This window comes from Companilactobacillus alimentarius DSM 20249, from assembly GCF_002849895.1.
GTDB classification, from domain to species: Bacteria; Bacillota; Bacilli; order Lactobacillales; family Lactobacillaceae; genus Companilactobacillus; species Companilactobacillus alimentarius.
Genome location: NZ_CP018867.1, coordinates 639,175 through 661,081, shown reverse-complemented (window position 1 = coordinate 661,081; position 21,907 = coordinate 639,175). Strand labels below are relative to the sequence as shown.

16 protein-coding genes are annotated in these 21,907 nt (G+C 35.7%); 14 read left to right on the top strand and 2 right to left on the bottom strand.

What is annotated here, in order from left to right:
* Nucleotides 1-137 precede the first annotated feature (137 nt).
* The 9 genes from glyQ (at nt 138) to LA20249_RS11810 (ending at nt 11,052) form a co-directional block, all read left to right on the top strand.
* On the top strand, nt 138-1,049 hold the full coding sequence (glyQ, locus tag LA20249_RS03215; RefSeq protein WP_057739747.1) for a glycine--tRNA ligase subunit alpha: 912 nt from the start codon (nt 138-140) through the stop codon (nt 1,047-1,049).
* Complete coding sequence (glyS, locus tag LA20249_RS03210) at nt 1,042-3,102, top strand: glycine--tRNA ligase subunit beta (RefSeq protein ID WP_057739744.1); 2,061 nt, start codon at nt 1,042-1,044, stop codon at nt 3,100-3,102. The genes glyQ and glyS overlap by 8 nt, the downstream gene beginning before the upstream one ends.
* A gap of 284 nt (nt 3,103-3,386) precedes the next feature.
* Nucleotides 3,387-5,207 (top strand): DNA primase, encoded by a 1,821-nt coding sequence (gene dnaG / locus LA20249_RS03205; protein WP_057739742.1) that lies wholly within the window; start codon nt 3,387-3,389, stop codon nt 5,205-5,207.
* Between the two features lie 22 nt (nt 5,208-5,229).
* Entirely contained in the window at nt 5,230-6,345 is a 1,116-nt protein-coding gene (rpoD, locus tag LA20249_RS03200) for an RNA polymerase sigma factor RpoD (protein WP_057739740.1), read from the top strand.
* Between the two features lie 152 nt (nt 6,346-6,497).
* Entirely contained in the window at nt 6,498-7,694 is a 1,197-nt protein-coding gene (locus LA20249_RS03195) for an SAM-dependent methyltransferase (RefSeq protein ID WP_057739739.1), read from the top strand.
* A gap of 8 nt (nt 7,695-7,702) precedes the next feature.
* Entirely contained in the window at nt 7,703-8,392 is a 690-nt protein-coding gene (locus tag LA20249_RS03190) for a tRNA (adenine(22)-N(1))-methyltransferase (RefSeq protein ID WP_057739737.1), read from the top strand.
* Complete coding sequence (locus LA20249_RS03185) at nt 8,392-9,189, top strand: Nif3-like dinuclear metal center hexameric protein (RefSeq protein WP_057739735.1); 798 nt, start codon at nt 8,392-8,394, stop codon at nt 9,187-9,189. The genes LA20249_RS03190 and LA20249_RS03185 overlap by 1 nt, the downstream gene beginning before the upstream one ends.
* A gap of 13 nt (nt 9,190-9,202) precedes the next feature.
* Nucleotides 9,203-10,450 (top strand): peptidase T, encoded by a 1,248-nt coding sequence (gene pepT / locus LA20249_RS03180; protein ID WP_057739733.1) that lies wholly within the window; start codon nt 9,203-9,205, stop codon nt 10,448-10,450.
* Nucleotides 10,451-10,854: 404 nt separating this feature from the next.
* Nucleotides 10,855-11,052 (top strand): hypothetical protein, encoded by a 198-nt coding sequence (locus LA20249_RS11810; protein ID WP_101836865.1) that lies wholly within the window; start codon nt 10,855-10,857, stop codon nt 11,050-11,052.
* A 362-nt stretch (nt 11,053-11,414) separates the two neighbouring features.
* Here the strand turns inward: LA20249_RS11810 and thrB are convergent, their stop codons facing one another.
* Both thrB and thrC read right to left on the bottom strand, forming a co-directional pair.
* Nucleotides 11,415-12,326, bottom strand: a complete 912-nt coding sequence (thrB, locus tag LA20249_RS03165) for a homoserine kinase (protein ID WP_057739727.1) — start codon at nt 12,324-12,326, stop codon at nt 11,415-11,417.
* Nucleotides 12,298-13,800, bottom strand: coding sequence for a threonine synthase (thrC, locus tag LA20249_RS03160; protein ID WP_057739725.1), 1,503 nt, complete (start codon nt 13,798-13,800; stop codon nt 12,298-12,300). Before thrC ends, thrB begins: the two co-directional genes overlap by 29 nt.
* Before the next feature lie 108 nt (nt 13,801-13,908).
* Here thrC and LA20249_RS03155 point away from each other — a divergent pair, with 108 nt between their 5' ends.
* The 5 genes from LA20249_RS03155 (at nt 13,909) to LA20249_RS03135 (ending at nt 21,731) form a co-directional block, all read left to right on the top strand.
* Nucleotides 13,909-15,126 (top strand): homoserine dehydrogenase, encoded by a 1,218-nt coding sequence (locus LA20249_RS03155; protein ID WP_057739723.1) that lies wholly within the window; start codon nt 13,909-13,911, stop codon nt 15,124-15,126.
* A complete protein-coding gene (locus tag LA20249_RS03150; RefSeq protein ID WP_057739721.1) occupies nt 15,126-16,451 on the top strand; it encodes an aspartate kinase in 1,326 nt (441 codons plus the stop codon). The genes LA20249_RS03155 and LA20249_RS03150 overlap by 1 nt, the downstream gene beginning before the upstream one ends.
* A 126-nt stretch (nt 16,452-16,577) precedes the next feature.
* Nucleotides 16,578-17,924, top strand: coding sequence for an NADP-specific glutamate dehydrogenase (gene gdhA, locus LA20249_RS03145; RefSeq protein WP_057739719.1), 1,347 nt, complete (start codon nt 16,578-16,580; stop codon nt 17,922-17,924).
* Nucleotides 17,925-18,235: 311 nt separating this feature from the next.
* Nucleotides 18,236-19,963 carry an ABC transporter ATP-binding protein gene (locus tag LA20249_RS03140; RefSeq protein ID WP_057739717.1) on the top strand — a complete coding sequence of 576 codons (1,728 nt, stop codon included), beginning with the start codon at nt 18,236-18,238 and terminating at the stop codon, nt 19,961-19,963.
* Nucleotides 19,956-21,731: an ABC transporter ATP-binding protein gene (locus LA20249_RS03135; RefSeq protein WP_371861829.1), complete on the top strand. Its 1,776-nt coding sequence runs from the start codon at nt 19,956-19,958 to the stop codon at nt 21,729-21,731. Before LA20249_RS03140 ends, LA20249_RS03135 begins: the two co-directional genes overlap by 8 nt.
* The last annotated feature ends 176 nt before the right edge of the window (nt 21,732-21,907 follow it).

Genomic DNA, 21,907 nt, shown 5'->3' with positions numbered 1-21,907 from the left:
TTAATTTTAATATAAAAGAGCAGGACTTTGTCCTGAATTAGGGTGGAACCGCGAATAATCGTCCCTTGCAGAGAGTACCTTAGTGTACCCTGCAAGGGATTTTTTTGTTTGGCGAGTTTTGCCTGAAGGGAGAAAATATGGTTAAGAAGTTAAATATTCAAGATATGATTCTTACGCTTCAAAAGTTTTGGGGCAGTAAGGGCTGCATGTTGATGCAGGCATATGATACAGAAAAGGGTGCTGGAACAATGAGCCCTTATACATTTTTGAGAGCTATCGGTCCAGAACCATGGAACGCAGCTTACGTTGAACCTTCAAGACGTCCAGCTGATGGTCGTTATGGTGAAAACCCTAACCGTTTGTACCAACATCATCAATTCCAAGTTGTTATGAAACCAGCTCCAGAAAATATTCAAGAGTATTATTTAGACTCATTGCGTGCTCTAGGAATTGAACCACTTGAGCACGATATTCGTTTCGTTGAAGATAACTGGGAGAACCCTTCAATGGGTTGTGCCGGTGTTGGTTGGGAAGTTTGGTTAGATGGTATGGAAGTTTCTCAATTTACATACTTCCAACAAGTTGGTGGTCTTCAATGTCACCCAACTACTAGTGAAATCACTTATGGTGTAGAACGTTTGGCTTCTTACATTCAAGATGTTAATTCTGTTTACGATCTTGAATGGGGCGATGGCGTCTTATATGGTGATATTTTCAAGGAACCAGAATATGAGCATTCTAAGTATTCTTTCGAAGAAAGTAATCAGGATATGTTGTTCAAGTTCTTTGATGACTATGAAAAAGAAGCTAATCGTTTGATGGATCTAGGATTAGTTCATCCAGCTTATGATTATATTTTGAAATGTTCACATACATTTAACTTACTTGATGCTCGTGGGGCCGTTTCGGTTACTGAACGTGCTGCTTTCTTATCAAGAATTAGAAAGATGGCCCATAAGGTAGCTAAAGCCTTCGTTGAAGAAAGAAAGAAACGTGGATTCCCATTATTAGCAAATAGCAAGGCAGCAAAGGAGAATGAAAATGACTAAAAATTACTTGTTAGAAATTGGATTGGAAGAAATGCCAGCCCATGTTGTAACCAAGAGTGTTGAACAATTTGCTCAAAGAACGGAAAAGTTTTTGAAAGAAAACCGTATTTCCTTTAATTCAATTGAAAAATTTTCTACTCCTAGACGTTTGACGATTTTTGTTAAAGGTATCGCTGATAAACAAACTGATATTGACATTAAAGCTAAAGGTCCTTCTAAAAAGATTGCTCAAGATGCCGATGGTAATTGGACTAAGGCTGCTCAAGGCTTTGCCCGCGGACAAAAAATGACTCCTGATGATATTTTCTTTGAAGAATTGAAGGGGACAGAATACGCTTATATTCAAAAGCACGAAGATGGTCAAAAAGTTGAAGATATTTTGAGTCATATGGATGAAGTTATCAAGTCAATTACTTTCCCAACTAGAATGCGTTGGGGTTCATATGATTTTGAATATATTCGTCCAATCCATTGGCTAGTTTCATTACTTGATAATGAAGAAGTTCCGGTCAAGGTTTTGGATATTAAATCCGGTCGAATGACTCGTGGACATAGATTCTTAGGCGAAGATATTGAAATTGACGATGCAAAGAATTACGTTGAGAAACTCAAATCACAATTTGTGATCGTGGATGCCTCAGTCCGCAAACAAATGATTTCTGATCAAATTGATAAGATTGCTAAAGATAATGATTGGGATGTTGATGTCGATCCAGATCTATTGGAAGAGGTTAACAACTTAGTTGAATATCCAACTACTTTCTATGGATCATTTGATAAGAAATATTTGGAGATTCCTGATGAAGTCTTGATTACTTCAATGAAGGATAACCAAAGATACTTCTACGTTCGTGACCAAAATGGAGAGTTAGCTCCTTACTTCATTGGCGTTAGAAATGGTAACAGCGAACATATTGAAAATGTTGTTCGTGGTAATGAAAAAGTTCTAGTGGCCCGTCTTGAAGATGCCGATTTCTTCTTTAAAGAAGATCAAAAGAAGACAATTGCTGATTATGTTGAAAAATTGAAGTCAGTTAACTTCCACGTTAAGATTGGTACCATGTATGAGAAGATGGCTCGTGTTCATCAAATTGCTGAACATTTGGCTGATATTTTTGATCTTTCTGAAACCGAGAAAAAGGATCTATTACGTGCTAGTGATATCTATAAATTTGACCTTGTAACTAGCATGGTCGATGAGTTCTCTGAACTTCAAGGTGTCATGGGTGAAAAGTATGCTGAGATCATGGGTGAAACAAAGGCTGTAGCTCAAGCAATTAGAGAACATTACATGCCAATTTCTTCTGAAGGCGCACTTCCAAAAAGTAAGGTGGGGGCCGCATTAGCTATTGCTGATAAGATTGATTCAATCGTTACTTTCTTTGCTGTTGATTTGATTCCAAGTGGTTCAAATGATCCTTATGCATTACGTCGTCAAGCCTATGGTATTGTTAGAATTTTGAATCAATATCAATGGTCATTGAATTTCGATGGTTTGCAAAACTACTTAGAAGATAATGTAACTGTTCCGGCTAAGTTAGATTTAAGCAAGCACACAAAGGATATTGATGACTTCATGATTGACCGTGTTCGTCAATTATTGAAGAAAGATAAGATCAGAGTAGATATTATCGATGCCGTTGCTGGTGGGTCAAATGTTGATCCAATCGTTATGATTGATGTTGCTAAGGTACTTCAAAATCATGTTTCAGATGATGATTTTAAGATTGTCATGGAAGCTTTAGGTAGAATCGTCAACTTGTCTAAGAAAGCTAAGTTTGGCTATTCAGATGATTTAACGGTGGATGATTCACTCTTTGAGAATCCTTCTGAAGCTAAATTAAAAGAACAAGTAGCAAAGATCAATAATGATAATGCTGAAGATCTATTCAAACAATTAGCTGCTTTACGTCCAACTATTGATTCATACTTCGATGAGAATATGATCATGGCTAAGGATGAAAAAGTTAAGAATAACCGTTTGACACAATTGGTTATTGCTAATCATTTAATTGCTAATCTGGGTGATTTATCTAAAGTCATTACAAAATAATTTAATGGAAAAATGATTGAAAAGCTCTATAATCGTTAGAGGAAAATAATCTGACAATTATAGGGCTTTTTGTATTAAATCTTTGAGTAAAATACGTGACAAACAAACTAAACCGTGTATAATAAATAGTTGACAAGTGACTAGTGGTCCCAGTTCGCACTTTTTTACGGGAGCACTTTTTTATTTCTATGTCACGAGTGTGATCCAACATATTTGTTTTAGCTAAATGAATGTGTTAGATTGTGTGTTTGGTTTCATAAATATTCTGTGAGGGGGTGTGTGTCGTGGCAACACGAATTCCTCAGGAATTCATCGATGAAGTTACTTCGAAGACTAACATTGTGGACGTCGTTAGTAAGTATGTGCAGTTGAAGAAGTCAGGGAAGAATCTATTTGGATTGTGTCCTTTTCATGAAGAACGAACGCCTTCATTTTCAGTCGCAGAAGATAAGCAGATTTTTCATTGCTTTAGTTGCGGTCGCGGTGGTAATGTTTTTAAGTTCATCATGGAAATCGAAAGCAAGTCATTTCCGGAGTCTGTAATTGAAGTTGCACAGATGGGAAATATTCCTGTACCTGATCAGTATCAAGCAACTACTCAGTATCAGAATTCAGATAGTCGAGTTTTATTAAAAATGTATTCTGATGCAGCCAAGCTGTATAGTCACATTTTGCTGAAAACGGAAAATGGTACGCAGGCTTTGAAGTATCTCAATAATCGTGATTTAGGTAATGATTTAATTGAAACCTTTAATATCGGTTATGCACCAAGTAATAACGACCTTTTATTACAGTTTTTTAAAGGTCGTGATGTCAGTGAAGATGTTTTGAGAAAGTCAGGACTATTCGCTGAAAATCAAGAGGGTCAATTATTCGATCGATTCCGTGATCGGGTAATGATTCCGATAACTGATGAATCTGGTAATATAGTTGCTTTCTCAGGGCGTGTTTTGGATAAAAATGCTTCCACAGCTAAATATTTAAACAGTCCTGAAACGTCAATCTTTAATAAGGGAAAAACGTTATTCAATTTGAGTAATGCCAAAAAGGAGATTCGTGAAAAGAGCAATGTTATTTTATTTGAAGGATTCATGGATGTCATCAGTGCCTATAAAGCTGGAGTGACTAATGGTGTCGCTTCGATGGGTACTAGTTTGACCGATGATCAGTTATATACTTTAAGTCGTTTAACTAATCAAATCAATGTTTGTTACGATGGCGATGATCCTGGTGTCGAGGCAACTTATCGGGCGTTGACGCAATTGAATGATGATCGTTTTACCTATGGAGTAATCAGTATTCCTGATAAGAAGGATCCTGATGAATATATCCGTAGTGAAGGCGCAGAGAAATTTCAAAATTTAACTAACAATGGAGTTCAAACACCTATTTCGTTTATTTTGAATTATTTCAAGCGTAATTATAATCTAAATAACGAACATGATCAGTTAGAATTTTTAAATCAGTCATTGCATGAAATAGTTAAATTACAGTCACCCGTTGAAGTTGATATGTATGTTAGTCGAGTTGCCGATGAGATGGGAGTATCCAAAGAAGCCATCAACAAAGAACTTGATACTTTACGTCGACAATTGGCTATTAAAGAGCCAGCTAACAATTACAAGAACATTCAACAAAAAGCGCTTGACCAAGTTACCTCAAGCGTCAAGCCTAAATATGATCGCTTGGAAAAATCCGAAAGATATCTTTTGTATTGGGCAATTAATTTTCCGGAGGTACGAGTCAATCTTAAAGGTGATGGCTTCCAATTTGTTCATCAAAGTTACCAACGTATTTTTGACAATTTATTATCTTATGTCGAATCAGATGATGTAGAAGAAGAGATTAATATTTCTGATTTTATGAATGTATTGGATAATGATGATAAGAATTTATTGGCTGATTTGGAAATGATGAATATGCCTGATGAATACAATGATCAAGAAATTGATGATTACATCAGTAATATTAAGAATTCCAGTCTGGAAGATCAGATCAAAGAAATCAATCAGCAACTTAAAAAGGCGGCGATGGTTGGTGACAATAAGTTACAGTTGGATTTAACGAAGCAATTGATTAATGTGAGAAGAATTCTTAGCAATTAAGCATACTGGAGGAATATAATATATGGCAACAAAGAAAACAACAGTATCAAAAGAATTAAAGACTGCTACAAAGAAACTTATTAAGGATCTTAAGAAAACTGGTAAGATCACAGAAGATGATTTACAAGAAAAAATCATTAAGCCTTACAAGCTTAAGGGTGAAGCTCTAAATAACTTTATCAGTGAACTTGAAGATGTTGGTATCGGCGTTGTCGACGACAATGGTAATCCAAGTAAACTTGCACTTCTAAAGGAAAAGAGCGAAGCCAAGAAGAGTAAGAAAAAAGGTACTACGACAACAACAGATATTAAAGTTAATGATCCTGTTCGTATGTATTTGAAGGAAATTGGACGTGTTCCTTTATTAAATGCTCAACAAGAAGTTGATTTGGCTTTGAAGATTGAACAAGGCGACGAAGAAGCTAAACAAGCTTTGGCTGAAGCTAACTTACGTTTGGTTGTTTCCATTGCTAAGAGATACGTTGGTCGTGGGATGCAATTCTTGGATTTGATTCAAGAAGGTAACATGGGTCTAATGAAAGCTGTTGAAAAATTTGATTACAGGTTAGGGTTCAAGTTTTCAACGTATGCAACTTGGTGGATCAGACAGGCTATTACGCGTGCTATTGCTGATCAAGCTAGAACAATCCGTATTCCTGTTCATATGGTTGAAACAATCAACAAGTTGATCAGAATTCAACGTCAATTACTTCAAGACTTAGGTCGTGAACCACTTCCAGAAGAAATTGGTGCTGAAATGGATATGCCAACTGGTAAGGTCCGTGATATTTTGAAGATTGCTCAAGAGCCAGTTTCTCTTGAAACACCTATTGGTGAAGAGGATGATTCACATCTAGGTGACTTCATTGAAGATTCTGATGCTACTAGTCCAGAAGACCACGCTTCTTATGAATTGTTGAAGGAACAACTTGAAAATGTTTTGGATACTTTGACAGATCGTGAAGAAAACGTACTTCGGCTACGTTTCGGACTTGATGATGGTCGGACAAGAACTCTTGAAGAGGTTGGTAAGGTCTTTGGCGTTACTCGTGAGAGAATCCGTCAGATTGAAGCCAAAGCTTTGAGAAAATTGCGTCATCCATCAAGATCTAAACAATTGAAGGATTTTCTTGAATAATCGAATAAAATTGGGGATTACCTAAAGGTAATCCTCTTTTTCATGAAAAAGAGACATATTATTTAATATGTTTTTATGAAAAAGAGAGTTTTAGTTTATTTTTTTTAAACATTTGTTTTACAATTAGTATATATATTTTTTGGAGGATAGTTATGTTAGATAAAAAGATTTACGATGAAATATTTTCACGTTCATTCACAATTCCTATTAAGGTGATTTTTTGGGACGGGAAAGAAAAGACTTATGGACCAGAAGGAAAGTCTGATATAACTGTTAAGTTTAATGACAAGATTCCTATTTCTGAAGTTGTTAAGCACGCCACATTGACACTTGGTGAAGCTTATATGGATAAAAAAATTGAAATTGATGGTTCAATCCAAAAATTGATCACATCAGCTTATACTCAATCTGATAGTTTTATGTCAAGTTTGAAGTTGAAGAAGTATATCCCTAAGTTCAATCATTCAGAAGAGGGTAACAAAAAGGAAATTCAAGAACATTATGATATTGGTAATGATTTTTATAAATTATGGCTTGATAAGACTATGACTTACTCATGTGCTTATTTCAGAACACCAGAGGATACTTTGGAGCAAGCTCAGATGAACAAAGTTCGCCATATTTTAAATAAGTTGAATACTAAACCAGGCGAGACAATCCTTGATATTGGTTGTGGCTGGGGTACTATGATGTTCACTGCTGCAAAAGAGTATGGCTTGAAGGCTAAAGGTGTTACGCTTAGTCAAGAACAATATGATTATGTTAACCAAAAGATTCAAGATGAGAACTTGAGCGACCAAATGGAAGTTATGTTGGAAGATTATCGTGAAGTTAATGAAAAATTTGATCACGTTGTTTCAGTCGGAATGTTCGAACATGTTGGTAAGGATAATTTGCCTGGTTACTTTAAGACCGTTAAAGATGTTTTGAAGCCAAACGGTAATGCTTTGATCCATGGTATCACTGGTCAACACTATGGTGTTGGTGTCGATGCTTGGTTAGTTAAGTATATCTTCCCTGGTGGGTACATTCCTGATGTTAAAGAAAATGTTGGTCATATCTTAGACGCTGGATTACAAATTGGCGATATGGAACCACTTCGTCGTCACTATCAAAAGACTGTTGAGATTTGGGACCATAACTTTAATAAGGTTAAGGACCAAGTTGACCAAATGTATGGTGAAAGATTTGTTCGGATGTGGGATTTGTATCTACAAGCTTGTGCCGCTTCATTTGAAAGTGGAAATATTGATGTTATTCAATATCTTTTGACAAATGGACCAAGTGGTACAGCTATGCCAATGACACGTGAATACATGACAGACTTAGATAAGAAGACTGCAGAATAGAGGTTGAAGTGACTTTACTTTCAAAGAGATTACAAGCCGTTTATCAAATGGTTGATAAGGATACAAGAGTAGCTGATATAGGATCTGATCATGCCTATTTGCCAGTAGAATTAATCGAAAATGATGTTTGTCATTTTGCAATTGCTGGTGAAGTAGCAAAAGGTCCAATGTCTCGCTCCAAAGAAGACGTTGAAAAGTTTGGTTTAAGCAATAATATTGATGTTCGACTAGGTGATGGCCTAGCAGTAATTAAGGCTGATGATCAAATTGATACAGTCGTGATTGCTGGTATGGGCGGTATTTTGATTCAAAATATCTTAACCAGAGCAACTGAGGAGCAACTTTCTCATGTGAAGACGTTGGTTTTGCAACCAAATATTGGTGAACCGCTTGTACGTCACTGGTTGGTCGAAAACGGTTTTGAAATCGTTGATGAAGATATCGTTAATGAAGAGCATCACGTTTATGAAATCATTAAGGCTGGTCGTGTCGATAAAACTAAACCTTTAACTGAGGCTCAATTTTTAATGGGACCAGTTTTGATGACTAAAAAGAGTCCAACTTTTGTTGCAAAGTGGCAACATAAATTGAACGGCTATCATAAAGCACTCGAAAATATGAAACATGCAAAAGAGATCGATCAAGCAAAAATTGATTTAATGAACCAATATATCAAATATATCAAGGAGATATTATAATGGTTAAAATTAAAGTTCAAGATATTATCAATCATATTGATGAATTTGCTCCATTGGCAATTAAAGAAGATGGCGATCCTACCGGTTTTCAAATTGGTGATCGTAATCAAGATGTGCATCGTCTCATGACGACATTAGATGTTCGTCCACAAGTTGTTAAGGAAGCAATTGATAAGAATGTCGATTTTATTTTGGCACATCATCCAATTATGTTTCACCCAGCTAAAAACTTGGATCTAGCTTCGCCACAGAATAGAATGTATCGTGATTTATTGTCACATAATATTGCGGTCCATGCGGTGCATACTAATCTTGATAAGGCTCATGGTGGAATGAATGATTGGTTGATGGAAGAATTAGGCTTGAATAATGTTCGTTTCCTTAATGAAGATGATGATTATTCACTTGGACGCATGGGTGACTTAAAGGAACCGATGGATTTAATCGATTTTGCAAAGATGGTTCGCGATGCTTTTCATGTTTCTAATTTGCGTTATGTGAAATCTGATTTGGGACAAAAAGTTAAAAAAGTCGCTATTATTGGTGGCGATGGCGGTAAATTCTACCCAGAGGTTTTAGCAGCTGGGGCTGATACCTTTATAACTGGGGATGTTTACTATCATACTGCCCACGATATGATGGCTAACGGTTTAAACGTAGTTGATCCAGGTCATCATATTGAAGCAATCTTTATAAAAGAAATGGCAAGTTTGTTAGAAGATTGGAAAAAATCTAATAAATGGGACCTAGATATAGTACAATCAGAAGTAGATACAGAACCATATAACTTTTTATAGGGAGAGTGCGGTAATGGCAATAAAATATGAAAAATTAATTCCTCGTTTCTTGGGATATGTAAAACAAAATACTCGTTCAGATGAGAATTCAACGACGATTCCTTCAACTGAAAGACAGACAGTCTTTTTGAAGAAATTGGCAACTGAATTAAAAGAAATTGGTCTGAAGGATGTTAAGATTCGCAAAGTTGATTCATATTTGACCGCTGAATTGCCATCAAATCTTGACTATGATGTTCCAGTTTTGGGATTGATCTCACACATTGATACAGCTGACTTCAACTCAGAAAACATCAAACCTAAAATCGTTGAAAATTATGATGGTAAGAGTGTTATCAAATTGGACGATGATGGAAAGTATACTTTGGATCCAGAAGTTTTCCCTTCATTAACTAAATATGCTGGTCAAACTTTGATTACGACAAGTGGAGATACTTTGTTGGGCTCAGATGATAAATCTGGTGTTTCAGAAATTATTACAACGATGGAATATCTTATCGGTCACCCAGAGATTAAACATGGCAAGATCAAAATCGGCTTAGGTCCTGATGAAGAAATAGGAACCGGTGCTAAGAATTTTGACGTAGCTGATTTTGGAGCTGATTTCGCCTATACAGTCGATGGTGGACCAGTTGGTCAATTGGAGTATGAAACATTCAGTGCTGCTAGTTTGAAAGTTCACGTTAATGGTAAGGATGTTCATCCATCAGAAGCTAAAGGTATTATGATCAATTCATTGACAGTTGCTCGCAAATTTGAAGATGCTTTACCTAGTATGGAAGTTCCTGAACAAACCGAAGATCGCCAAGGATTTTTCCATTTGCTTGAAGAGAATGGTACGGTCGATCATACTGATTTGTCATATATCATTCGTGACTTTGAACGCGATGGCTTAGAGAGTCGTAAGAATAAAGTTACTGAAATTGTTAAACAATTGAATGACAAGTATGGTCAAGGTACAGTTGAAATTGATATGGGAGATCAATATTACAATATGATTGATGTCATTAAAGATCATATGGATGTTGTGAAGATTGCTGAAAAAGCAATGGAGAATCTCAATATCGAGCCTGACGAAGCCCCAGTTCGTGGTGGGACCGATGGTTCGACTATTTCCTTTAAGGGCTTGCCAACTCCAAACCTATTTGCTGGTGGGGAGAATATGCACGGTCGTTTTGAATATGTGGCTGAAGAGTCCATGGAAAAAGCCGTTGATGTAATTCTTGAAATCATCAAATTGAATAATGATAATAAAAAATAATATAGATTAAAAAGGCATCTATTTAGACTTAAGTCTCACGGATTAAGAATCAATGTGAGCTCCTAAATAGATGCCTTTTTTTAGATTCATCTGTGGACCATTTGTGGTCAAAATGACGACATGAAAGTTTTTGGAATGATCTTTATAAAATGGCTTTCAGCAAGAATGAAAGCGGTGTTATAATATTTTTGGGATTTAAATGGATGTTTGAATTATTCCTAGACTTCTTCTTGCTGGAGATAAACGTGTTTGTCGAGATTTTACGGAATCTGCCTGTTCCATCCGCTATATTCGAACAACTCGCGATTAAAAAGGAAAAAGGCTACCTAAAGATTCTACATACACAATCAAATTCTGGTTGAACTTATTTAGTCTATATTAAATAGTGAAAGAAGTGACATCTGATGTTCTTTTCGTATTTTAAATTAGGCCCTAGAGATGGAGTCATGTTAATTTCAGTTTTTATTATGTTAGCTTTAACACTAATTTTTAAATGGTCGGTATGGGAATTCTTGTTCTCCATTGTTGCAACCATAATTGCGTTCTTAGCAGGAAGAATGAAACCAGATACAAAAAACGTGCTTGCCTTCTTGAAAAAATAGTTTGAATTGAGACAGGATATTCTGAATTCCAAGAAAGTTAAAGCGACACTTGATCGTGTCAAAATCATAATTAGAATAAGTGAAAAGAATATGCTATTCGTTTTTACTTTAAAATAATGGTTTTATGCGATACAATCAATCGTTTTGATATTAGTAGTCTTGGAATAGAATTACTTATGGGACATAATAATATTTCTTTATACTTTTTGATTTCCATTTGGTGGCAAGAAAGTTATAGAGGATGTTATAGATGTCCTTTTTTGATTAGTGTAAAAAATCGTGTGAGTAGAATTAATCTACCAACACGATAAAGTGTGAACCCAATTCGGTCCGTGATCAGATTTATGATTTTTTTGTTAAATTTAATTTATATTTACCGTTAAATTGTCGATGTTTACTAACTCATTAGTTGCTCCTTTAGTATCAAGTTTAAGATGATGAACCCTCCAATTTGGATGGGCTTTTTTTATTTTATTGATAATATGAATTGCATTTTCTTTATTATCTACAATACCCATCATGGTTGATCCACTGCCACTGATATACATCGTTCCATTTTCTGATTCGCAGATTCTTTTGGTATTTTGATAATCAGGTATTAATTTGCTGCGATAAGGTTCGTGCATTTTATCGACAATACTCTTGTGAATTAGATCTAGATCTCCTTGTTCCATTGCTTTGGTTAAAATCAATGCGTGTCCTATTTGATAAGTCGTATCTTGATAAAACATTTTAGAGGGAAGGATTGCTCGGGCTTTTTGAGTAGATACTTGATAATCAGGAATAATTGTTATGAATTGAAGCTTATCGTTAACATTAAAAGAAACACTTTGGATTTCATTATTTTGATCAATGAAGGATGCTACCATCTTTCCGTAGATAGCAGGAGCAACGTTGTCGGGATGTCCTTCCATTTCTGTCGCTAAAGCTAGGAGTTCTTCTTTTGATAATTTGGCATTGAACCAAGCACTAGCGCCTTTGAGACCAGCGACAATACAAAAAGCTGAGCTTCCTAGGCCACGGGCGATAGGAATATTGTTTTCGATAGTTATTTTGAGGTTGGGCACTGGCCGATTCAAGTAAGTACAACCTTTTACAAAAGCTTGGAAGATTAAATTACTTTCATTTTGATATTCTAGTGGACAGCCACTAATTTCTAATTTCTGATGGTTTCTTTCAAAGTAAACCGTTGAATAAAGCGAGACAGCGAGTCCTAAGCAATCGAAACCTACGCCAATATTTGCACTAGTTGCGGGCACTTGAATTTTTATCATAGAATTTCTCCTCAATTTTAGATTTGATGTAGTCTTCCATATTGTTTTTTTCGATGACATCTCGATGTCGAATTGGTAAGTCAAAAACTTTAATGAGATTTTGGGGAATCGCTACATTAGAGAATTGTTGCAGTTGCTGCATAGCCAATCTATCGTCATCAATAGGGTTATCAAGAATTGCCTTTGAGACTGCGTGAACGAATTTATAGGGACTAGCCGTACTTAGCAAAATGTTGGGTGTCTGATCGCCAGTTTTTTGGTAATCACGCATAGCTTTGTAACCGACGGCAGTATGAGGGTCCATAAGATAGTGCTCTCGTTTGAAAACAGAATTTATAGAGGATTTTATTTCGTCATCAGTACTGTAAGCACAGAAGAAGTCGTCTCTGATGGCTGTGAGGACTTTGTCAGAAACTTGATAACGACCACTTTGTTCGAGCTGGTCCATTAGTTTTTTTACATAAGCTGTGTCTTGATTGCTTTCGTAATAAAGTAAGCGTTCAAAATTACTGGAAATTTGAATGTCCATGCTAGGAGCAACAGTTTGATGGAAGGGGAGATTACGGTCATATATACCAGTATTAAAGAATCGTGTGAGAACATTGTTTTCATTACTAGCAACAATGAATTTATTGACTGGCAGACCCATCTGTTTAGCGAAGAATCCGGCTAAAACGTCACCGAAATTTCCAGTCGGAACAGTGAAATTAACCTTTTGACCGAGTTTGATTGAGTGTTTATTAACCAATTGCACATAAGAGGCAAAGTAATAAACAACTTGAGGGATTAAACGTCCAATGTTGATAGAGTTAGCACTAGAGAGATTGACTTTATTACCTAGACTTTGTTTGAAATTCTTGTCATTGAAAATTTTTTTTACATTACTTTGTGCATCGTCAAAATTTCCTCTGATGGCTGTAATGTCGGTGTTATTTCCATTAGTCGTTTCCATTTGTAATTGTTGAACTTTACTTACGCCTTGATAGGGGTAGAAGACCGTAATTCCCATTTGATCGAGGTTCTTGAATCCTTCAAGAGCCGCTTTGCCAGTATCGCCACTGGTAGCAGTTAAAATCATTACTTTATTATCGGGTTTTAATACCTTTTTCATCAATTGAGGCAAGATTTGCAAGCCAATATCCTTAAAGGCGCTAGTTGGTCCATGGAATAACTCGAGCACGTAAAAGTCATCAACAGCGACTAAAGGAGTAATGGTTGGAGTGTCAAAACTATCATTATAGGCATCAAAGATACTTGTTTGGATTTCCTCTTTGGAAAAACCAGGTAATAATTTTTCGAGAATTATCTGAGCAATCTCTTGATAATTTAGTGATAAGAGAGATTTTAAACTAATATCACTATTTAACTGTGGATAGACGAATAGGCCGCCGTCATCGGCAAAGCCTTTCTTTATTGCGTCCTTAGCTGAAAGTTTTACTTTGTCATTTCTAGTACTTGTGTAGTTTTTGTCCATAAAACATGACTCCTTGTATTTCGAATGTCTATATGTTAACCTGTTTTTAATTTAAAGACAAGTGTTCACTTAAAATGAACACAAATTATAAAACTGGAGGTTAAACCTATGAGAATTGCATTATTAGGATTTGGAACCGTAGGAAAAGGCGTTTACGAAATAATTAAGAAGGCTAAGATGCAAACCCAGGGCCTCACAGTAAGCCGTATTTTGATTAGGAGTGGTAAAAAGAAAATTCTGCCGGAAATGACAGATAGTATTGCTGAAATTATCAATGATGATGAAGTTGATGTGGTGGTTGAAGCTATTGGTGGAATTGAGCCAGCACATGCTTATATTCTAGAGGCTTTAAATCATCAAAAACATGTTGTTACGGCCAATAAAGCGGTGATTGCTAAGTATTTGAAAGAATTTACAGATGTTGCTAATAAGAATCATGTTAAATTTTATTTTGAAGCTTCCGTTGGCGGAGGGATTCCTTGGATTCAGGGGTTAGAAAAGGCTCTGCGAATCGATAATGTTGACTGTATTTCGGGTATTTTCAATGGAACAAGTAATTTCATTCTTGATCAAATGAGTAAGAACAATCAGTCGTTTGCTGAGGTCTTGAGTAAGGCTCAAAAATTAGGCTATGCTGAAAATGATCCTAGTGCGGACATTGACGGAGTTGATATTGCCAATAAACTCTGTATTAGTGCCGACATTGCTTATAACATCAAAATTTCTGATCGTGATAGATTACCAATTTTTGGTATTAGAAATATTAGAAGTGAAGATGTCCGATATTTCGAACGAAAAGGTTATCTTGTTAAATTGCTTGGTTTAACTCATAAATTAAATAATGAATACGATTATGTGGTTGAACCTGCTTTAATGCGAAAGGATTCTCTGGAAGCTAATACGCCTGGTAATTACAATCTGATTTCTTTAAATGGGGAAACAATTGGTAAACTCGATTTCTTTGGTCAAGGCGCTGGGATGTTTCCGACTGCTAATGCGGTTGTTCAAGATATCCTTGATATTAAGGAGAATAAGCAGCATCTTGAACGTAATTTTGATGAGAAGGTACAATATGATGCCAATATTTTTCAACAGGATTATGTTGTTAGAGCTAATTTTGATGTTAAAGATCTATTTAAAGATTTTGATTTGATTGAAGAAGAACAATACGTTTATGTTCATCAAATTAGTGTTGGCAAAATGCATAAATTAATGGATTTTGTTTTAGAAAAAGACCCAAGAGCTTTTATGGCTGGATTACCTGATACTATTCAAAAAAATGTCATAAGTAATAAGGAGATAGTTAATCAGGGGGTAATTGCCTAATGAAGGTCGTTAAATTTGGTGGCAGTTCAGTTGCTGATGTCAAGCAATTTAGAAAAGTAAAAGCCATAATTCAAGCTGATAACAGGCGTCAAGTAGTAGTGGTCAGTGCCATAGGAAAAAGTTTACAACAGCCGATTAAAATGACAGATATGTTGATTGAATTGGAAAGAGCCCGCGATCTTGGAGAAGATATTAATGAAATTTTTGAAAGTATCAGTGAAAGATTCTTGAAGATTAGGGATGATTTAAAAATAGGATTGGTCTTAGAAAAGGATTTGTTAGAGATCAAGGATAATTTATTTACTTGTTCGCATGATTATTTGATTTCACGTGGTGAGTACTTGACGGCCAAGTTAATGGCAAAGTATTTAGGTTACAAGTTCGTTGACGCTAGTTTGGTTATGATTTTTAAAGAAAATGGATTTGATTATGGAGCGTCTAAACGGGCACTTTTAAAAATACGTAGTAAGTATCAAAATATTGTTGTCCCAGGGTTTTATGGTGTTCAAATTGATAAGTCAATTCAATTAATGGCACGTGGTGGCAGTGATATTTCTGGAGCAATCCTAGCTAATCTATTGGATGCGAAACTGTACGAGAATTGGACAGATGTTTCAGGAATCTTAATGGCTGATCCTAGAATTGTTGATCATTCTCAAAAAATTGATATTCTATCGTATGAAGAATTACAAGAATTGTCATATATGGGAATTGGTGTTTTTCAAGAAGAAGCAATCTTACCAGTTAGGAAAAAACAAATTCCTACTAAGATATTAAATACGAACGATCCCAAAGCAAGCGGGACGCTGGTGGTCGGATCAATTGATAGACAAATTGAAAAGAGAATTATTACGGGTATTGCTGGAAAGAAGAACTATACTGTCATTACGATTAAAAAATATCAGCTCAATAGACATATCGAAATACTGCAACAAGTATTATCAATTTTACAAAAACACCATATTGTAGCAAGTTATGTTCCGTCGGGAAATGATGGTTTCAGTTTTCTGTGTCAACAGGATTCTTCAAATCCAAACTTAGAGTCTGCAATTAGTAATTTAAGAAATAGTTGTAACTTAGATAAGATAATCATCAATAAGAACATTGCTTTAGTAGCAGCGGTTTCATGGCAATTGAGTCAACGTCCGTCTTTAGCTGGGAAGATTTTGGATTTTCTTGATAATAGTCGCATCAATGTCAAACTGGTTATTCAAGAAGGCAGTAATATGAAAGTGATTTTTGGAGTGAATGATGCGGATTATGAAAGAACGATTGTTAAGATTTATCAGGAAGCAGAGTTTTATAAATTATCAAAGCCAGCATAAAGAAGAATTTTTTTAATAAAAAGTCATTTTTTCTAATAATAGAGATATAATAATAACTATCTAGTTATTTAATTACTGATTAAATATATGGATGAATCTTTATTTTATTAGAAGGTAGGTTTTTTTATGGCAGATGTTGAGAATTATATTAAAAATTTGAAAGAAAAAATCACTAACAGAGATCCTGATCAATCAGAATTTCAAGAGGCTGTTTTTACCGTATTGGACAGCTTGAAACCTGTTTTGAAGAAACATCCAGAATATATTAAGGCTAATATTTTAGGCCTAATGGTTGAACCGGAACGAGTAATTCAATTTCGCATTCCTTGGCAAGATGACACAGGAAACTTTCAAGTTAATCGTGGATTCCGTGTGCAATTCAATTCCGCCATTGGACCTTATAAGGGTGGACTGAGATTTCATCCGAGTGTTAATTTGAGTATTATTAAATTCTTAGGTTTTGAACAAATTTTAAAGAACAGTTTAACAGGACTCCCAATTGGCGGGGGTAAAGGTGGATCTGATTTTGATCCTAAAGGAAAATCTGATTCAGAAATTATGCGTTTTTGCCAAAGCTTTATGACAGAATTACAAAAACATATCGGACCAGACTTAGATGTCCCTGCTGGCGATATTGGTGTTGGTGGACGTGAAATTGGTTATTTGTATGGACAATATAAACGTTTGAATGGTTCACAAAATGGAATTCTTACGGGAAAAGGTTTGCAGTATGGCGGTTCATTAGCTAGAACCGAAGCGACTGGGTTTGGTTTAATTTATTACTTGGACGCTTTAATTAAAGATCAAAATGATACCTTAAAAGATAAGATCGTAAAAATTTCTGGAGCTGGGAATGTGGCTATTTATGCATTACAAAAGGCTCAAGAAAATGGGGCTAAGGTAGTAACTGTTTCAGATTCTAATGGTTATGTTTATGATCCCAATGGAATTGATCTCGCAACCGTTAAGCAAATTAAAGAAGTAGAGCGTGGCCGAATCAAAGAGTATGCTGAAAAAATTAAGTCAGCTCAATACTTTGAAGGTTCAGTGTGGGATCAAGATATTGAATATGACATAGCTTTACCATGTGCTACTCAAAACGAGATTGATGAAAAAGAAGCTCAAATGATTGTCAAAGATGGTGTTAAGTACGTAGCAGAAGGTGCCAATATGCCAAGTGATACAGGTGCCATTAAGGTCTATAAGGATAATAAGGTTATTTATGGACCAGCTAAAGCAGCAAACGCAGGTGGTGTTGCTGTATCAGCACTAGAAATGAGTCAAAATAGCGAGCGTTTATCATGGAGTTTTGAAGACGTCGACAAGCAGTTGCAAAGTATCATGAAAGATATTTATGAGAAAACAGCCGCTGCTGATAAAGAATATGATTTGGGAAAAGATTTTCAAGCTGGTGCTAATATTGCTGGTTTCGAAAAGGTTGCCCAAGCTATGCTAGCTCAAGGACTGGTTTAATAGTTTATTTCTAGAAAGTTTTAAATAAATTTATTATGTAACCTTAAATAATCGAAGAATTTAAGTAAAAAGTCATTTTTTAGATTTTATACGAAATTTTAAAAAATGGCTTTTTTTGTGCGCTCAAAAATTAACGTAGAATTATAGTTAAACTAAATGTTTTACGAAAACATATCAATAAAAAACAAAAAAACTTGAACACACCATAACACAAGCTTAGAATAAAAACAGACAATTTTTATAAGCGCCACGGATTCCTTAGTCCTTACTAGGCCTTGGGATTCGTGACGCTTTTTTAGGAAGTGAATCAATTGTTCAATATTGTAATGCAACATATACATGGAAAAGCTCGCTTGAGTTTCTTTTTGGCACCGTTAATTATGTTAGGAGAGGTTTTTTGTGATCTTCAACAACCAACGTTAATGTCAAAAATTATCGATCAAGGTCTAGCAAAAGGAGATCTGAATTTTGTGATACAACATGCTTTGTTAATGTTGATGTTTGCTATTTTAGGCTTAATCTTTGGTGGCAGTTGCGGTGCATTAGGGAGTTTTGCGTCGTTAAAAATGGGGGAATCATTACGAAGTCATTTATTGAGGGTATCTTTAAATGATCGTCAGCCAAAGACCCTATCGCCAGCTACTCTCATCACAAGAATCACTAATGACGTAACACAAATGCAAAATTTAGTTATGATAGTGACTCGTGGACTAGTTCGTTCACCAATGCTTTTGTTTGGTGGAGTAGTTATGTCAATCATCATTTGTCCGGATTTGGCACCAATTCTAGGCGTTATCATGCCAATTTTGATTATCTTTTTAATTATTGTTGTACGTAAAAGTATCCCCAAATATACTAAAATGCAGCAATCCGTAGATACGGTCAACAAGGTGATGCGTGAGAATCTTCAAGGGGCAAAGACAATCAAGTCCTATGTCCTTGAAAATCATCAATTGCACCAGTTTACGCAGCAAAATCACAACTTACAACAAAAGAGTCAAAGTGCCGCTTTGGCAACGGTTATCTTATCGCCGGTTATCCAATTGATGTTGAATTTTGGCGTTATCATTGCGATTGGTTATGGTGGCAGTTTAGCTATTAGTAACACCATCAGTGATGGACAAATTATTGCTTTCGTTAACTACATGATCCAAATCACGAATGCGATGATCCAAACGGTCAATATTATCACAGCTTTCTCACGAGCAATTACGAGTTCCACTAGAGTTCAAGCGGTCTTAGATTTAGCAAAAACAGAAGTAATTGAAAATGAGACTGTTAAGATACCTTCAGGAAGCGGAATTGAGTTTGAAAAAGTCTCTTTTGGCTATGCTGAAGGCGAACCAATCCTGGACGATTTAAACTTTCAAGTAAAAGATGGTCAATGGCTAGGAATCATTGGCGAAACTGGATCGGGAAAGAGTTCTGTGATTAATCTACTAACAAGAAAATACGATCAATACCAAGGGGAAATTAAAATTGGTGGGATTGATATTCAGAAGCTGAGTCTAGAAGATGTTCATAAAAAAGTGGCAGTAGCGTTACAGGATTCATTATTATTTTCTGGTAATATTCTCAGTAACTTAACTTATGGAGATAGTACTGCAACTCAAGAAAGTATCAATCAAGCTAGTATTGTGTCAATGAGTAAGGAGTTTATTCAAAAATTGCCAGAAAAGTTTCAAACCGATGTTGAACAGGCTGGTAAGAATTTCTCTGGTGGGCAACGTCAACGCTTAAATATTGCACGTTCGTTAGTTCCTAATCCAGATATTTTAGTACTGGATGATGCAACGAGTGCAGTTGATCAATCTACCAATGCAAAAATTAAGCAACGATTGGAAAAATTACGCCATAATAAAACTACTATCATCATTTCTCAAAGGGTGACGAACATTATGGATTGTGATCAAATTATTGTTTTAAAAAATGGTCGTTTGATTTCCCAAGGGACTCATCAGGAATTACTAAAACAATCAGACTTTTATCGTCAGCTAGTTAAAACGCAGATGGGGGATGTTAATTTTGGACATGCATAGACGCGGACCACGAAATATTCATCGTCAAAAAGTGTCACTTAATAATTGGCAAGAAACCATTAAACGAATGTGGAATTATCTTAAAGTTTATCGTTGGAAATTGGCAATCGTCTTTGGACTGACGACAGTAACGACCGCGGTTACAATTATCGGTAATAGAATGAATGGGATTGTTGTAGATCAATATATTGATAAGAACCGTTTAAAAGCTTTAATTTATGTTTGCATTTTTCTGACAATTATCTATTTGATTTCCAGTGTGTTTACTTACTTTCAAAACTCAATCATTATCAAAGTTGCCCAAGCTACTAGTAATCAAATAAGGCAGGATGTCTTTGCCAATTTGCAACGGCTTCCTATGAAATTTTTTGATACGCATGACAATGGTGATGTGATGAGTCGTTTGACTAATGATGTCGATAATATCAATACCGCTTTAATGCAGACGTTTGTGCAATTATTTACTGGTGTAATCAGCGTTTTAGGTATGGGATTAGCAATGCTGATTCTTTCGCCAACTTTAACTGTGATTGCACTTTTAAGTACTGTTGCGACCTATCTTTTTTCAAAAGGTATCTCTAAACTAACGCAAAGGGCTTTTTCAACCCAACAGAGTTCTCTAGGCGAATTGAATACTCAGATTGAAGAGACTGTTTCTGGCAAACAATTGGTGCAACTGTTCAATCATACAGAAACGACTTTGAATAAATTTGATCAAGTCAATGCTCAGTATACGAAATCGGCTTTCAAAGCTCAGGCTCTATCTTCAATTATTGGTCCCTTTAATAATATGACGAATAATATTGCATACTTATTGATTACAGCTGTGGGTGCCATTTCTATTATTGGTGGTTATGGAAAAATCACTGTGGGAGTTATCTTTACTTTTTTAATTTATCTGCGTAATTTCACTGGTCCTATCAATAATGTATTGAATCTAATAAATACCTTGCAGTTGTCGTTAGCCAGTGCTGAGCGTGTCTTTGAATTGATTGATGAGAGACCAGAAATAGATGACTCGCAGGCTATTGCAATGAAACAGTCGACAGGGTACGTTTCATTTGAGCATGTATCTTTTGCATACGATCAAACACCAATTTTAAAGAACATTAGTTTAACAGCTAATCCAGGAGAAGTTGTAGCCTTGGTTGGACCTACTGGTGCCGGGAAAACGACGATTATGAATCTATTAACTAATCTGTATCCACTCCAAAAAGGGCGAGTCTTATTGGATGGACATGACGTCACAAAAATCCGTCGACATGATTTAAGAAAACTGGTTACAGTAGTGCAGCAAGAATCATTTCTGTTTAATCTTAGTATTTTAGAGAACATACGATTGGGCAGACCTAATGCTAGTGACGAAGACGTTAAAAAGGCAGCTAAGCGTGCCAATGCGGACAAGTTTATTAATCAATTACCGGATGGCTATGAAACTATTTTGAGTGAGAACGCCAGTCAGCTTTCCCAAGGACAAAGGCAACTCCTCAGTATCGCCAGAGCATTTATCGCTGAATCGCCTGTACTAGTCTTAGACGAAGCAACTGCCTCAATTGATAGCCAGACCGAATTGGATGTTCAAAAAGCTATGACCAACTTGATGGAAAAGAAGACCAGTTTTGTGATTGCTCACAGGTTATCGACGATTAAAAATGCGGATCAAATCGTTGTAATCAATCATGGTGAAGTCATCGAAAAAGGAACTCATCAGGAGTTGTTAATGAAGAATGGTTTTTATGCTAAATTGTATAATAGTCAGTTTTCATAAACATTTCATCTCTAGTTTAGATTTAAATGTCATATCCTTTTGTCCAATTCATCTCATTAATACGGTATTGAAAATTTTCTTCATTGCTTGTGTTGGATTTCAATGATTCCTGATTTTTATGCCTTGATTCTTTATTTGATTCTGTTTTTTATTAATTGATGTTGGACCGGAAAAGA